Below are 14,192 nucleotides of genomic sequence, written 5' to 3'. Positions count from 1 at the left end.
AGGGATAGTTATCGACGGGCTGCTAGCAGAGACAAAGGTTTTCTAGAGAAGGACTTAAAGCGAGATTATCGGCTACAAGCGGCACAATGCGCACGATGCGCGTCCCACCACCCGGCATGGTGATCCAGCGCGGTCTAATGCATCGGCCAAGGGCGTTGAACTTAACCGACGTATGACTTTTCGCCGTGCGACCCTGCGTGCGAATAGAACGGAATCGCGGCCGGCAGGGACGAACCCTTGTCGCTCGACGCTGCCAATTCGCCGCGGCGAATCCCCATCTCAGGCGGCGCATCAATACCGACGCGAACGCGGCCACCCTTCAACTGGCTGATGGTGATCACAATGTCATCGCCGATGCGGATGGTTTCGCCAGGTTTGCGTGTCAGAACCAACATATGCTTAAGCTCCTAGGGGGAAAAATCGAGGGGAAATCCATTTACCTTGCCTGAGCGATAGGGTTGTAGAAGCAAACGGCAAACCAAACAGGGGAAAAGCCTCCCCAAAGGACAATTTTCTCATTTTTGGTCACTTTTCGGCGAATTCCCTCACGAAGCTGCGGAGTGCCGCCGACAGGCTCCCCGCCACCCTGGTTTCTGGCCTGCCAACTTTGTCCAAAAACGGCAGTTGCTAGCCTTCTCAAGCGGCGCACTTCCAGTTCAGAATCGCACAGCAGAATTGAGCGGGAATTCCCGCAACGCGCGCTTCATGCTGAGACGCGACCCGCGACTGTTTCAAGATGAGACGCCGCCGCAGGAATTTCCCTGACGAACCATCGCGGGGGCGGACTTGTCTATAAAGCGTCCAACGTTAAACTAAGGGACTTCCCCTGGAGGGTACGCGAATGGTTAGCAACCTGACTCGAAATCAGGCGCCGGGCAACCGGTTGAGGGTTCGACTCCCTTGCCCTCCGCTTCAGGCCGAAAAGACCTAAGAGATAAGGACTTGCGTCGATGACGCGAAGTCCTTTTTTGTTTCTTGGGTCCACTCAACGGGGCCAAAATCTATTGCCCTGCTTCGTCCCTACCCGGCAGTCGCTGTAATTCAAACAGATGCAGCCACACCCCTGGCTTCGGCTCAAATTTGGTTGGCCGAGAGATCGTCGGATTCTCGGGGAGGTAGAGCGTGAGCGTTTCTCCGTTCTGTCTGCAGATACCTCGGAGCGTTTTCCCTTCGTTGCTTCCGCCTAACTGCACGGCGTCTACGGCTACCGGCGAGACCGTCGTATCCAAAGTGACGCGAAATTCGGCCGTCACTTCTTTTCCGCTGACCTCAAACGTGTAACGCCAAAGCTGCCCGTCGATCTGAAAGAAGAACGGGGTTGGCGACGTCCTGACGGGAAGCTCAGTACCGCCGATTACCAAACGCGTGACGTTCCAGCGACCATCGAGCGATTCCGCTTCCGGCTCCGCTCCGCACACGTTGCCGGCGATCACCACTAGAGCAAGCACCGACAGCGACCAACGGAAAAAAGAAGTCATCGCGATCCTGCCAAAAATGGAAATCGATTAGTTCGCCGCGGTCAGTTTTTCGACGGTCACGATGTACCGCACTTTGACTTCCACGCCGCTGCGGCGCTCCAGGCTTCCCACCACCTTCGCCTGCTTGCCGCTGAGCTCTTCGGCCAGTTTACGAAACTCCGCATTCTCCCCCAATTCCAGTTCCCAGGTGATGCCGCTTGCGGTGATCGTCGTGCCGGTCGTTTCGCCGCCGATGGCGACCAGGCCGGACTCGATCTTGCCGATCACCGTCACTTCGATCGAGCCTTCGCCACTTTGCGACGCCGTGATCGGTTTGCCGTTGACGCTCTGTGCGTCTCCCTTGTTCACCGCGACCAGGCGATAGGCGAATCCAGGTCCCGCCATGCGAGTTCCGGCGGCGATAAACTGGATGTCGTTTTCCTTGAGCGAAGGTCGCAGCATCACGCGATTTGGACCGTCGACGATTCCGATCAAGACGACCTGCTTGTCAAAGTCGACGTTCGGCAACGCTTCGTCGGGCCGCCAGGCGTTCCACAGCTTCTTGAATTGCTCGCCGTCATTGATGAAGCCCGACTCCGGCGCCAGTTTCTTCAGCGCGTTGTCAGGCGTCTTGCCGTACCAATCTTGATTCGGATCGACTTTCAATTCGGCCGACATCGCCAACGGAGCGACGATTGCAGCCAACAGCATGGCGGAGAGAAAACGAGTAAACATAGCTTTATCCTTCGTAGGACGGGGAATGTCGTTCTTTGCTCTCGGTACGACGAGCGAAGGAGCCGAATCGTTTTGCGACGACGATTCGGCTCCCCGCATTCTCTTCCTTTCCTACCGCCACGACAACACTTTGAAGACCCCTTCGTGACGTTTCGCTCGCTCCGGCAAAGCGATCAAGGTATCTCGATAGAGGCTCAGCACCAACGCGATCCCGAAGAACGCTCCGCCGCCGATCATCATGGTGACCGCAACGTTTTGCAGCATGCTCGGCAGTTGCACGTAGCAAAGGAGCGTTCCGAAGTAGAGGAGCATCGCGACGCCGCCGGTGATGGTCGTTCCTCGCACGCGGCAAACCAGGCCGACGCCAACCAGGATCAACGCGATCGCCAGCACGCCGATCTCGTGGAACATTCCCCACGCCGACAGGTCGGGCGCGAATTGGAAACGTCGCCACAGCAGAGCGACCGTCATCGGAATCGCAAAGAGCAAACTGCCAATCCACAGGCCGAGCGAGACTTCGTCCTGCTTTTTGTCGTCTTCGCGATACCAGCCGACGTGACTCGCGATCAGCACCAAGGCGCCGATCACGGTCGCCGCCAGCTCCACCTTTTGATGGATCAGCAGCTTGCTCGACGCGGCGCAGAAGACCACCATCGTCAACAGCTGGCAAAGGGCCAACACCAGGTAACCGCGGCGCCACGGCGTCGCCGCGACCATCGCCGCTCCGACGAGCGACGCCAAGCTGAGTCCGAGCATCAAACCGACGATGCTGAACTCAAACTCCCGCAGCGGCAAACGATTGAGGGCGTACAAGATCCCCGCCGCTCCGGCGAGCGACAACACCAGGTTGCCCCCCATGAACATCGCGTTGGAAGCAGTCTTGCTCTCGTTGCGATCGAGGATTTGCCAGCGATAAAGTCCGAGCTGCACCAGACCAGCCGCGGCGAAAGTTGCAATCCCAGCGACGATCCCAGCATCGGCGTACCAGAGCGCTTGCCAGGCCGCCAAGATGCCGGCCACGGTCGCCAGATAAACGCCGAACGCCTGACGTTGCAGTCGCGCCGCCAACAGGTAGAAGCAGCAGACTTCGCCAAAGAAGATCGCCAACCGCAGGTGAACCATCCGCGCCTCGATCGGCGTCGCATCGCTCGGCTGGAACCAACCGAGCGACGAAAGGATCACATGGGCGAGCAACAGTCCGGTCGCCAGGTGAGCGGCCATTTCCAATCCGCCGGCAGCACGAGGCGGATAGAAGCGGGACGCGAGCAAATAAGCGACCGGAATCACGACCATGATCGGCGCCGCAACATGCCACGCGCCCAACCCGAACAGCGCCAGTCCGCCGATCGTCGCCAGCATCACCGACAGGGCCGCCGCGATGAAGTAAACTCGCTCTGCGTTCCCTTCGTCTTGCAGCGCGACATGAGCGCCAAAGCGGCAACTGACCGCGGTGACCACCATCGCCACGACATAGGTCCAGCTCCAACCGAGGCTCGGCTGAAAGTATTCGATTCGCAAGTACTGGAAGATGCCGATCACCAGCGGCGCCGCCAGCAGCATGACTGCCAACGCATGGGTAATCGTTTCGGCCGCCGGGCGATCGATCAGCTGCGTGCTGCGATCATCGGCCGGTCGTATCAGTACCAAACGGATCGCATTGATCAACAGCGAAGTGCACGACATCGCCAGGATCAGCGTCTCCGGCGTGATCTCGATCGGCAGCAAGTCGAGGAAGATCAACTCGGCGAAGAAGCAGCTGATGATCGCCGCGACCAGGTACTTGCCGCTTCGCTCGACCATGAAGTGCGAATAGGCGTACAGATAGATGGCGCCCACCGACAGGAAGAGGGCCAGCGTCTTGAGTGCGACGTTATCGGCGAGCAGCGGCTGATCAAACGTCAGCGGACCACGGAACCAACCATGCCAGACGTCGACTAGTAGCGGCTGGTAGCACCACGCCGCAACGCACCAACCGACCAGCACCGAGACGGCGCCAAGCAACAGAATCTGCCCCGCCCGAAAACTAGCGCGGCCGAACTTGTCGCGGCTGAAGTCTCCCGCGCCGACCGGAAAGGCCCGCTCGGCGTGAATCGCAATCGCGGCGATCGCCATCAACAGCGAAGCGGCGGCCGCTCCCTGCCAGAACTGCGCGACATGCTGGTCCGCGAGAATTAACAACCCAGTAAGAGTCGCTCCTCCAACAACCACATAGACGAAGATCGCGTCCCGGATCTGCCGAGCCATCAAGACGTAGAGCATGCAGATCACCAGGGCCGGAATCCAAAGATGCCCTCCCTCGTTCAAGACGATCAACCCTTGTGCGTCATAGAACCAAAGATGGAGCGGCATCAAGAGGCAAGATAACAAGGCGACGCCGCGGCCGGCCGTTTGAAACTTCGACCAGCGAATCATTGCGACGCCTCCCAGCAAGATCGCCAGGTTCCCCGCTCCTAAACAAATCGCTACCGTCAGCGGATCGTCAAAGAAGCCGATCGTCGCCAGCCAGATCACCAGCCCGATCATCAGCAGACCGCCGCCGATCGCCATCAGGTACTGCAGCGTCTTCGGATCGAGCGCCACCTCCAGAAAGCTGCGCTGCGGCTCTTCGATCACTTCCGCCGCCGCGGTCCATTCCTGGGCCGGCTTTTCAGTGTTCGCCGGGCGGTTCAACTGCGCTCGAACTTCGCGACCGCGAGAGCGATTCCGGCGTTGGCACGCCTCCTTTTCTTCCAGATCAAGCCGTCCGCTTTGCAGATGGCGATCGATCTCTCGGTCAAGGAAGGTCAGGTACCGGAACTCTTGCGCCAGACTCCCCTCCTCTTCTCCCTGCTCTGCCAGCGGCAATTCACCGGGCGGCATCGCCAGCGGATTGTCGGCAAGTTCGCGGTACTGCCCCGCGATCGCAGCGTGATGTTCGGCCGATAGATATCCCTCTTGTCGCCAGACTTCGAAGGCTTGCAAGGCGAATTGAATCGCCTGGGCGTAATCTTGACGCCGGTCGCTCATGGCCCGCTCCCAGAGATGGTTGGTGATGGTCCCACGGATGGAGGTTGGGACTAATCACAAACGCGTAGCTGGCGCCGGATTGGGACAATTTGCGGAAAAAAAGGGCTATCGCCCGGCGATTCCGGCACAAACGGCCATCGCGGCCAAGAAGACGAGCGCCACGCCGACGGTCACCGCGATCGCAACTCCGATCTTGGCGTACGAAACTGGAGCTTGGCCGTAGTTCTTGCCGGTCTGCCCGTTGATCAGGAAGCGGAAGACCTGATCCTTGTAGCGATAGGCCATGATCCAGATCGGCAGCAGCATCGGCTCGCTCGACATATCCTGGATCCGCAGATTCACTTTGACGTTCCGGCTGCGGGGCGGAACGTACTCGGCGTCGCAAGCCTGACGCTCCAGTTCCTCCAGCCCATTACGGGCATACGGCCGAGCGTACTTGCGCGAAACCTTGAAGTCCTCGACCGTGTATGAATCGAAGTCAATCGACGACGGCTGAACCGCGGCGTTCAGATGAAACGGCCCGATCGCGTCGGTTTCTTGCGGAGTCAATGCGCCGCTCGCGCCGACCAACAGACCGCGATACTCGGCGTTGTGCTGACCAGATACGGGACGCCAATCGCCGCGGGCGCCATACGGCAAGTCAGACGTATCGGCGGTCCAGTTGCTGAAGACCTTCGCTTGAAAGACCCAAAACGGGACGTACACCGGCGTGATCTTTTCGATGATCGCCGCGTCCGACAAATCGCTGGGACGCCAATACCCTTTCTTGAGCGCATCGCGAAGCAGTCTTTCCGCCTGCGAGCGATCGATCGAAAAAGGAATCGCCGCTTCGGGCGCAATCGTCTTATGATCCTTCTTCTGTTTCAGCTTTTCACTACCGCAGAATGGACAGCGGAGCGTTCCCTCTTTCGCCGAGTAGCTCATCGACGCACCGCAGCTCTCGCAATCGAAGCTGAGCGTCGACATCGTCGCCTGGTCCGCTTCGCGTCCTTCGCGATGGGGCGCTTCGGTGCCGCAGTTGCCGCAGAAGAGATCCTCTTCGTCGATCAAGGCGCCGCAATTCAGGCACTTTTCCAGGCGTTCGCTCATCCGATTCCTATTTCAACGAACTAAGAATCAGGATGAGGATCACCACCAGAATGATCAGTCCGACGACTCCGCCGATGACGCCGCCAATCCGCTGCCACGAAATCGGCTTGTCGCCGGCGATCTTGCCGGTTTGCCCATTGACCAGAAAGCGATAGAGCTTGTCTTTGTAGCGGTAGCTGAGCAGATAAACCGGCAACAGGCAGAGGTCCGAACTCTCGCGGCTAAAGCGAGTTTCGACCGCCAGACTGCGATGCGTATTGCCTGGCAAGAATCCGGCGATGTTCGCTTGTTCGCGGCGATAGAACTCTTGCCGGCAAATCTGAATCGCTTCCGCTCTTTCGATCGAGTACTCTTCGGCGCTCCACCCGGCCAGGTAGAACGGTTCGTAGCGCTTCAGCGCCGGCAGATTGAACGGCTTGATTCGATCGGCGTCGGTTTGCTGCAACCCTTTGCTGGCCGAAACGAGATAGCCGCTGTAGTACTGATGATGTTCGCCATCGAGCGGCCACCACTCGGTCTCGGTCACGGTCCGGGTCTTGGTGACCATCTTGCCGTTTTCCATCGTGGTGTACGTTTCGGTCCGATACCAATACTCACCGATCGACGCCGACCAGCGGCTCTCGGCCAACATCGTGAATCCCCAAAACGGCAGATAGACGCCGCGCATTTTCTCAGCGACTTTCGCCAGACGTAGATCGCCTGGGCGAAACCACTGGTTGTCTTTGATCCAAGCGAAGAACTTCTCTTCCGCTTGCTCCGGCGTCACGCCAAAGCCGATCACAAACTCGGGACGCTGTCGACCGGCGACGTCGGGCGAATACTCGACGACGTAGTTCGAATCGCAGAAGGGACAGACGAAGGCCCGCTGATCGACCGAGACGCTCACCTTCGCGCCGCAACTGTTGCACTGAAAAAACTTGTGCTGGTCGTCGCCGCTGCCGGCCGGTTTGAGCGGCTCGACCACTTCGCTCGGCGTGCCGCACGCCGGACAGAACTTGTCTTGCGGGTCGACCGGACAGCCGCACGAAGGACAGGGCTCTCCCGACGGCGGTACGACTTCCGCGTCGACCACATCATCGACGATCGGCTCGACTAGCTCTTCGTGCGAAAACGTCTCAGCGGAGGACATCGGGGCGATTGTCTCTGGGGAGAGGGTTTAGCTGGAGTGACTTAATTGATAGACGGTCTGGAGGAGCGATTCGACATCCTTGTACTTCTTTTTCCCTTCCAGCGCCCGGTCGATCAACTTGCGGGCGTCGCTTTCGCTATGCCCCAACGAGCGGAGCACCTCGAACGTTTCCGAGATGACGTCGCGGGGAGCGATATCGTCCGGAATGTCGTCCCGACCGACCAGCAGGGCGAACTTCGGCACCTTGCGGCGCAGCTTCGCCACAATCCGCTCGGCGGTGGCTGGACCAACCCCCGGCAGCGCCGAAAGGCCCTTGGCGTCCTGTTCTTCGATCAAAGAGGCGACTTCTTGGACCGGGCGGACCATTGCTCGCAAAGCTTTTCGAACGCCGACCCCGTCAACCGAGCAAAACAGCTCGAAAAACTCCCGTTCGATCCGGTCCGAAAATCCGATGATTCGCGGCGTCAGGCGCCCCTGTTGAGGGTTCCCGTCCAGGTATTCGATCGTGTGGAGCGAGATTTCCTCGCCCAGACGGTTCTGCAATTGTCGACGAACGAACTCGGGAATCAAAACTTCATATTCAAAAGCGCCGACGGCGAGCGAACAGGCAGCTTCACTGACCGAAGTCACTTTTCCCGTAATTTTGGTAATCAACGCAGGAGTTCCTGGATGCGCAAACGAAAGCGAAACCACGTTTTTAGAGGATACCGACGCCGTTACGCAACCTGCGTCGGCGTGCTCTCGAGATAATAGTGGCAGAGGGCCACAGCCAATGCGTCGGCGACGTCGGGCGGATCGGGGATTTCGGCCAATCCCAGCTCGCGCTGGACCGAAAGCTGGATCTGATTTTTCGGCGCTCGGCCTGATCCGGTCAGCAGTTTTTTGATCTGGGTCGCCGAATAATGGTGGATCGGCAGCCCGGCCTGTTCAGCCGCCAGACAAAGGACGCCGCGAGCATGTCCCATGATGATCGCCGTCTTGGGACGTTCGTAATGTGAGTAAAGCTGTTCGATCGCCATCGCATGCGGCTTGAGCGTCTCAATCACGTCCCGGACGCCGTCATAGATCTCGCGTACCCGGGCCGGTAGCGAACCGCGCGTTTTGCCCCGGACGACGCCGGCTTCGATGATCTGAATGCGGCGATTCCGGGCTTCGACCACCGCATAGCCGGTGATGTTCAGCCCCGGGTCAATTCCGAGAATTCGTCTGCTCTCCATCGCATTCCTACCAGCTTCTTTGCAAAAGCGGCCGGGTCCGCCGCGTCGCCTCTGATTGTATCGGGATCCCTAATTTCGAGCGAGGCGCATCAAAAAGCCCCGCTGTTGGCGGCGGGGCCTTTTTGAAGAGGATTCGCGCGAGATTCCCGTGGGGATGGGAACCTACTGCGAGATCACTTCGGCCGGCGGTGCGAACTTCGCGTCGAAGTCGCGATAGACTTCGTCGAACACGTCGTTCGAGTAGGGCAGACGAGGATTGGAGACCCATTGCTCGGCGACCGCTTGTTGCGGCGCGATCATCGCCGCGTTGTACGGACGGAAGTAATAGTAGAAGTGGGGCGAGGCTTCGTACGGATAGTGCTGGCACATGTTGCCCGGGCAGCACCAGACGGCCGGCATGCAGTGGTTCGACCAGAAGCTGTAGTACTGCTCGCAACCATGATAGTAGTGGTCGCTGCGGCGCGACGTCCGATCGAAATAGGCTTGGCCGTGGTGCGGCATGTACTCGACCGGCGCCGAGTCATACTGCATTACCGACATTTCGGTCGTTTCCGGCGTCATCTCAATGATTTCGGCCTCTGGGTACTGGGCGATCGTCGGCGCGTTGTATTTCACTTGCTGCATGACGCCGGTTCCGACTTCGTCGGAAGACATATGCACCGCTGGCGTCTCGCGGAGCGACGGCGGGGTCAAATGTCGCGTCGTGCCATGACCAGGTTGGGCCGCAACGGCCGCTACGGCAACTAGAAACGTGAGTTGAACCATCGTCCGCTACTTTCCCAGATAGAACGTCAGGAATACGACGCACCCCACTCCTCGGGTCGCGTCACTCTCCTAACTTCGACCGTCCAGTCGCATGTTCTCAGAAAAACCGGATCAACCGAGAGACCTTGCGCAGCTTCCTGCGCAAAGCGCAAACCTCCTGAATTTCCATTTTGGGGGCGGTCTGCTAGCGACGTAGCGTGCCATCATCCCTCTGCTAGTGCCTGAAGAATCATCAAAATCGTTAGATTTTACCAACCAAGTTGAACTGAGTTGGGTGACTTTTCCGATTGTTGATGACATTGCCGATCATCTCGAGTTTGCAGAGGGCCGGCAAATTCGTACGTCAAGCAACGACGGCGGCGATTAAGAAAGACCAATAGGATGACAATGCGTAACATCAACTCCGCATTCGCGACTCTGGCGATCCTGCTCTGTTTAGGAGGATTCGCGTTCGGTCAGGCGCAAGAACTATTGCCGGCGCCCAATCAGATCGAGCAGTTGTCCAATCCCAAAGCGGAATCGCTGCAAAAGCAATCCAATTTGATCGACGAAGTGCTCGAACCGGAGCTGATCTTCACTCTGCTGGAATCGCAGTCGAAGATCATCCGCACGAAGGCGCCCGTGTTTCGCATCGCGATCACGAACCCGACGTTGGTCGAAGTGAACGAATTCTCGCCGAACGAGCTGGAAGTGATCGGCTCGCAGGCCGGCCAAACGACGATGACCCTCTGGTTCAACAACCCAGACGGCACCGTCTCGACGTTGCGATACCTGATTATCGTGACCAACGAAGACGACCGGGCCGAACTGGAATACGGCAAGCTGCAGGCTCGCATCAACGAGTTGTTCCCCTACAGCCGCGTTCAGCTCTTCCCGATCGCCGACAAGCTGATCATCCGCGGCCAGGCTCGCGACGCGAAAGAAGCGGCCGAGATTCTGGCGGTCGTCGGCGAACAAACGGTCAACCAAAACGGCAACATCACCAACGGCGGCGCGGTCAACGTCGGCTCAGTAGCTCGCTTGCCGAACGCGAATGATCTGGAAACCACCTCGCTGATCAACTTGCTGGAAGTCCCCGGCGAACAACAGGTCATGCTGAAAGTTCGCGTCGCGGAATTGTCGCGAGAAGCGGCTCGCGAATTGGGGATGGACTTCTCGGTCATGGAAGAATCGTTCTCGATCGCCCATACCATCATGGGAGGCGCCGGTAACTTGTCGGCCATCCTCGATGGCGGCGACGTCGAACTCTTCATCCGCGCCTTCAGCAGCAACGGCACCGCCAAGATCTTGGCCGAGCCGACCTTGATGACTTTGAGCGGCCAATCGGCCAGCTTTATTGCGGGTGGCGAATTCGCCGTGCCGACGGCCGTCGGCGTCGGCGGCATCGGCGCCGTCAGCACTTCGTTCCGCGGCTTCGGTACGCAGGTCAGCTTCACGCCGACCGTCACCGATAAAGACATGATTCGCTTGTCGGTCGCGCCGTCGGTCAGTTCGGTGAACGAAAACCTGACCGTCGACGGAGTGCCGGGTCTCGACATTCGGGGCGCCGTCACGACGGTCGATCTTCGCGAAGGTCAATGGCTCGCGATCGCCGGTTTGATCCAAGACGAACAAGAAGCTACTCGTTCGCGGTTCCCGCTGCTGGGCGACATCCCGTACGTCGGCGCCGCCTTCGGCAGCCAGTCGACCAAGCGGATTGAAACGGAACTGGTCATCCTGGTGAGCCCGGAACTGGTTCACCCGATGGAACGCGACCAGGTGCCGCTTTACCTGCCGGGGATGGAAGTGACGGAACCGACCGATAAAGAGTTCTTCCTGCACCAGCAGATCGAAGGCTTGCCCGGTTACGACTTCCGCAGCACGGTCTGGCCGACCTACCGTCACCAGATCCACCACCAAAACTTTGAACAAGTGCGGCTCCAACGCGAAGCTCGCAAGTGTCGCGGTCAATATCAGGAAAGCGAAGGGTATTACGTCCACGGACCAGCCGGCTTCTCCGACTAGTCTCGCTCGCTCCCTTCGCCCTTCCCTAACCACTTACAACTTCGCCATCACTGAGGGATCTTCCCGATGAAAAATCGCCGCAACATTGTCGCTGGATTCGGCCTGTCGGTCGTGATGTTCGGCGCCATGACAGGCTGCCACCGTCACGGCATCATCGAACCGGCGCCCTATCCGCCGATCGGCTCGGTCATCGATCAGATGAATGAGGCGCAGGAACAGAACGCCGAAGCGGCCAAGTTCGTCATCTACATGCATGAATTTGAAGCGAGCGTGCCGGAAGAAAAGATCCGCAACGTGCAAGCGTGGCGGCTTAACGACTACGGCGAGGATCACGTGAAACAGATCGCCGCCAAACTGAAGGAAGGGGTCGCCTTCCCGGTCGTGATCGAACGCAGCGAAACGAGCGTCGATCCGCGCAGCACCTACAAATACCCGGTCCACTTCAACGATGAGATCGACGAACGTCGACGCCAGGTCGTCGTCTCGGCGCTGGTCCACATGGGGATCGATGACGCCGAGAATCGCGTCGTCGTGGCGCCGTCGTTCTCCGAAGGTTTGAACGCCCAGGAAGCGGCCACCAGCTATGGACGATCTCGCATCGGCAACGGCGGTGGATATGGCGGCGGATATGGTGGCGGCTTCGGCGGCGGCTTTGGCGGGGGCGGATTTGGCGGCGGTGGCGGTTTCTTCTAATCGCTTACGACCCCCGCACCTTGAATTGATTGACTTTCAACTGTATTCAGTAGCGAACATCATGGTCAAATACGCTCCGATCGCTTTGCTCGTCTCCGTCGCTTGCGTCGGCTGCGCTTCGGCGCCGCAAGGAGGCGGCGGACTGTTCACCGCGATGCAGCCCGGCCGCACCGACTATAGCCAACAGTTGAGCCTGGCCCGTTTGTCCGAACGTCAAAACAAGACCGAATCGGCCGAACGTATTTACCATGCGATCCTGAAACAGCAGCCGGACAACGTCGTCGCCAATCACCGCATGGCCGTGATGGCTGCGAAACGCGGACTGCAGGAAGACGCGGGGACCTACTTTCAAACTGCCGAAGCGGGCGGCCTCCGCACCGCCGAGTTCTATAACGACTACGGCTATTGGCTCTACCTGCAAAACAAAACCGAGCCAGCCGAACAATACTTCCAGAAATCGCTCGCAGTGGACGGTTCGTACCGCGCCGCTCACAACAACCTTGGCCTGATCCTGGGTGAGCAACAGCGTTACGAAGAAAGCTTGAAGCACTTCATGCTGGCGGTCGACGAAGGGGAAGCTTACGCCAACCTGGCGTTCATCCAGTCGCAAATGGGCGATTTGGACTCGGCCGAAGGAAACTACCACCGAGCCCTGGAAATGAATCCGGAACTGCGTCGCGCCGCTCAGGCCTTGGTGCAGATCGCCGGCAAGCGTGGTCATATCCAGCCGGTTCAGCAGACCCCGACCAATCGCGAAAAGTCGACGGCCGACCAGGTCGCTCAACACGACGACGCGACGGCCAACGTCGCGGAAGTCACGCCGGAACAAGTCGCGCCGGTCTCGTACATGGCGCCTCACAACCCGGCCAACGCCGATGCCGCCAAAACGCAGCAGATGGTCGCCGACGCCGGTCAGGCTTCGCTTGAAACGAAAGTCGAATCGTCGATGACCAGCAAGTCGGGGCTCCACTACCCGCAGATCATGTCGGTTCCGCCGTCGCTGAAGGTCAATCAGATGCGACAGAGCGCGAGCGACAACCCGAGCGCCTCGCAACGACTCGGCTTTGCGGAGAACTCGCTGAGAGATACGACCCGCAGCGAATAACGAGCGTTACTCGTAGCGATTCGCCAGCGGACTTGGTGAAGCGGAGACGTTCTGATCGAGCGCCCCGCCCTCTTGGGTTCCGTTCGTCATAAAGTCATGCAACCGCAATGCGGATGGGCCCAGCAGCAAGATATAGATCGGCGGGGCCAACAGAAAAATGACCGGGATCAGCAGCTTGATCGAGTTCTGATTCCCTCGCTCTTCGGCCAACTGACGACGCGTCCGACGAATGCTGTCGGCGAAGTCGCGAAACGCTCCCGCCACGCTGCCGCCGATCCGTTGCGCCTGGGTCACCAGCGTCGAGAGGGCGTTCACTTCCGGAATGTCGAGTCGCTTGGCGAAGTTCTGAATCGCCTGGGTCAGCGAGCCGGTTTCGGCCTGACGATCGATGATCATCAGTTCGCACGCCAGATCTTCGTGCGAACGAATCATTTCGTCGCTCACCCGCTTGATTGATTTTTGCAGCGGCAGCCCGGCGGTGGTCGTCATTGTGATCATGTCGAGCGCGTCGGGAAGCGCGTGTTGAATTCGATTGACGCGAGCCGACGCCTGCGAGCTGATGATAACGCGGGGAATCGCGAAAATCAGAATCAACACCGCCAGGCTGACGATCAGCACCAGCTGGGTCGTCGCTTCGCTCAAGTCGGGAATCGCCACCAAGGCGACGCCAACAAAAACGATCCACGCAACCAACGCCGCGTTGCGAACCGCCAGGAATTCGTCGGCGGCGTCGCGATGATAGTAGCCCGCTTTGACCATATCTTTTTGCAGCGTCTCGTACGACGACTTCGAGATCGGCACGATCCCGGCGAACGCGCGAGTCATTCCGCCGAGTCCGATCGAAGGTTTGGCGCCAGGATGCAACATATCGTCCGGCTGGTTCCGATCACTGGACAGCAGCAACCTGCCGACCAGGTAGATCAGCAGGGTGACGCCGAAAAAGGCGCCGACGACAAGTAGTGCGGGATTATTCATAAAACGGGTTACTCACA

Annotated in this window: 13 protein-coding genes and 1 tRNA gene; 4 read left to right on the top strand and 10 right to left on the bottom strand. The window is 59.1% G+C overall.

Going from position 1 to position 14,192, the window contains the following annotated elements:
* Positions 1-161: 161 nt before the first annotated feature.
* Positions 162-395: a carbon storage regulator gene (locus LOC68_RS23075; RefSeq protein WP_230223116.1), complete on the bottom strand. Its 234-nt coding sequence runs from the start codon at positions 393-395 to the stop codon at positions 162-164.
* Between the two features lie 433 nt (positions 396-828).
* Here LOC68_RS23075 and LOC68_RS23070 point away from each other — a divergent pair.
* Positions 829-910, top strand: a tRNA-Ser gene (locus tag LOC68_RS23070).
* A gap of 91 nt (positions 911-1,001) precedes the next feature.
* Here the strand turns inward: LOC68_RS23070 and LOC68_RS23065 are convergent.
* The 8 genes from LOC68_RS23065 to LOC68_RS23030 form a co-directional block, all read right to left on the bottom strand.
* On the bottom strand, positions 1,002-1,478 hold the full coding sequence (locus tag LOC68_RS23065; RefSeq protein ID WP_230223114.1) for a TIGR03067 domain-containing protein: 477 nt from the start codon (positions 1,476-1,478) through the stop codon (positions 1,002-1,004).
* A gap of 27 nt (positions 1,479-1,505) precedes the next feature.
* On the bottom strand, positions 1,506-2,192 hold the full coding sequence (locus LOC68_RS23060) for a hypothetical protein (RefSeq protein WP_230223112.1): 687 nt from the start codon (positions 2,190-2,192) through the stop codon (positions 1,506-1,508).
* 111 nt (positions 2,193-2,303) lie between these two features.
* Positions 2,304-5,198: a hypothetical protein gene (locus LOC68_RS23055; RefSeq protein WP_230223111.1), complete on the bottom strand. Its 2,895-nt coding sequence runs from the start codon at positions 5,196-5,198 to the stop codon at positions 2,304-2,306.
* Between the two features lie 105 nt (positions 5,199-5,303).
* Entirely contained in the window at positions 5,304-6,287 is a 984-nt protein-coding gene (locus tag LOC68_RS23050; protein WP_230223109.1) for a zinc ribbon domain-containing protein, read from the bottom strand.
* A gap of 7 nt (positions 6,288-6,294) precedes the next feature.
* Positions 6,295-7,416, bottom strand: coding sequence for a zinc ribbon domain-containing protein (locus tag LOC68_RS23045; RefSeq protein WP_230223107.1), 1,122 nt, complete (start codon positions 7,414-7,416; stop codon positions 6,295-6,297).
* A gap of 27 nt (positions 7,417-7,443) precedes the next feature.
* Positions 7,444-8,070 (bottom strand): Holliday junction branch migration protein RuvA, encoded by a 627-nt coding sequence (ruvA, locus tag LOC68_RS23040; RefSeq protein WP_255670754.1) that lies wholly within the window; start codon positions 8,068-8,070, stop codon positions 7,444-7,446.
* 62 nt (positions 8,071-8,132) lie between these two features.
* Positions 8,133-8,633, bottom strand: a complete 501-nt coding sequence (gene ruvC, locus LOC68_RS23035) for a crossover junction endodeoxyribonuclease RuvC (protein WP_230223105.1) — start codon at positions 8,631-8,633, stop codon at positions 8,133-8,135.
* Between the two features lie 162 nt (positions 8,634-8,795).
* The gene (locus tag LOC68_RS23030) at positions 8,796-9,398 is read right to left on the bottom strand and encodes a hypothetical protein (protein ID WP_230223103.1); all 603 of its coding nucleotides are present in this window, start codon (positions 9,396-9,398) and stop codon (positions 8,796-8,798) included.
* Between the two features lie 381 nt (positions 9,399-9,779).
* Between LOC68_RS23030 and LOC68_RS23025 the strand changes: the two genes are divergently transcribed.
* From LOC68_RS23025 to LOC68_RS23015, 3 genes are all read left to right on the top strand, one after another.
* On the top strand, positions 9,780-11,402 hold the full coding sequence (locus tag LOC68_RS23025; protein ID WP_230223101.1) for a type II and III secretion system protein family protein: 1,623 nt from the start codon (positions 9,780-9,782) through the stop codon (positions 11,400-11,402).
* Between the two features lie 66 nt (positions 11,403-11,468).
* On the top strand, positions 11,469-12,095 hold the full coding sequence (locus LOC68_RS23020) for a hypothetical protein (protein WP_230223100.1): 627 nt from the start codon (positions 11,469-11,471) through the stop codon (positions 12,093-12,095).
* A gap of 61 nt (positions 12,096-12,156) precedes the next feature.
* Entirely contained in the window at positions 12,157-13,200 is a 1,044-nt protein-coding gene (locus LOC68_RS23015) for a tetratricopeptide repeat protein (protein WP_230223098.1), read from the top strand.
* Between the two features lie 6 nt (positions 13,201-13,206).
* Here LOC68_RS23015 and LOC68_RS23010 read toward each other — a convergent pair whose 3' ends face one another.
* Positions 13,207-14,175 carry a type II secretion system F family protein gene (locus LOC68_RS23010; RefSeq protein ID WP_230223096.1) on the bottom strand — a complete coding sequence of 323 codons (969 nt, stop codon included), beginning with the start codon at positions 14,173-14,175 and terminating at the stop codon, positions 13,207-13,209.
* Between the last annotated feature and the right edge of the window lie 17 nt (positions 14,176-14,192).

The organism is Blastopirellula sediminis (assembly GCF_020966755.1).
Taxonomy (GTDB): Bacteria; Planctomycetota; Planctomycetia; order Pirellulales; family Pirellulaceae; genus Blastopirellula; species Blastopirellula sediminis.
This window is presented reverse-complemented; position numbering and strand designations above follow the sequence as displayed.

Bases quoted from the DNA above. Each gene is read 5' to 3' on its own strand.
- LOC68_RS23020 (WP_230223100.1), top strand. From the start codon at position 11,469: ATGAAAAATCGCCGCAACATTGTCGCTGGATTCGGCCTGTCGGTCGTG.
- LOC68_RS23055 (WP_230223111.1), bottom strand. From the start codon at position 5,198: ATGAGCGACCGGCGTCAAGATTACGCCCAGGCGATTCAATTCGCCTTG.
- LOC68_RS23050 (WP_230223109.1), bottom strand. From the start codon at position 6,287: ATGAGCGAACGCCTGGAAAAGTGCCTGAATTGCGGCGCCTTGATCGAC.
- LOC68_RS23025 (WP_230223101.1), top strand. From the start codon at position 9,780: ATGACAATGCGTAACATCAACTCCGCATTCGCGACTCTGGCGATCCTG.
- LOC68_RS23045 (WP_230223107.1), bottom strand. From the start codon at position 7,416: ATGTCCTCCGCTGAGACGTTTTCGCACGAAGAGCTAGTCGAGCCGATC.
- LOC68_RS23075 (WP_230223116.1), bottom strand. From the start codon at position 395: ATGTTGGTTCTGACACGCAAACCTGGCGAAACCATCCGCATCGGCGAT.
- LOC68_RS23030 (WP_230223103.1), bottom strand. From the start codon at position 9,398: ATGGTTCAACTCACGTTTCTAGTTGCCGTAGCGGCCGTTGCGGCCCAA.
- ruvC (WP_230223105.1), bottom strand. From the start codon at position 8,633: ATGGAGAGCAGACGAATTCTCGGAATTGACCCGGGGCTGAACATCACC.
- LOC68_RS23060 (WP_230223112.1), bottom strand. From the start codon at position 2,192: ATGTTTACTCGTTTTCTCTCCGCCATGCTGTTGGCTGCAATCGTCGCT.
- LOC68_RS23010 (WP_230223096.1), bottom strand. From the start codon at position 14,175: ATGAATAATCCCGCACTACTTGTCGTCGGCGCCTTTTTCGGCGTCACC.
- LOC68_RS23015 (WP_230223098.1), top strand. From the start codon at position 12,157: ATGGTCAAATACGCTCCGATCGCTTTGCTCGTCTCCGTCGCTTGCGTC.
- LOC68_RS23065 (WP_230223114.1), bottom strand. From the start codon at position 1,478: ATGACTTCTTTTTTCCGTTGGTCGCTGTCGGTGCTTGCTCTAGTGGTG.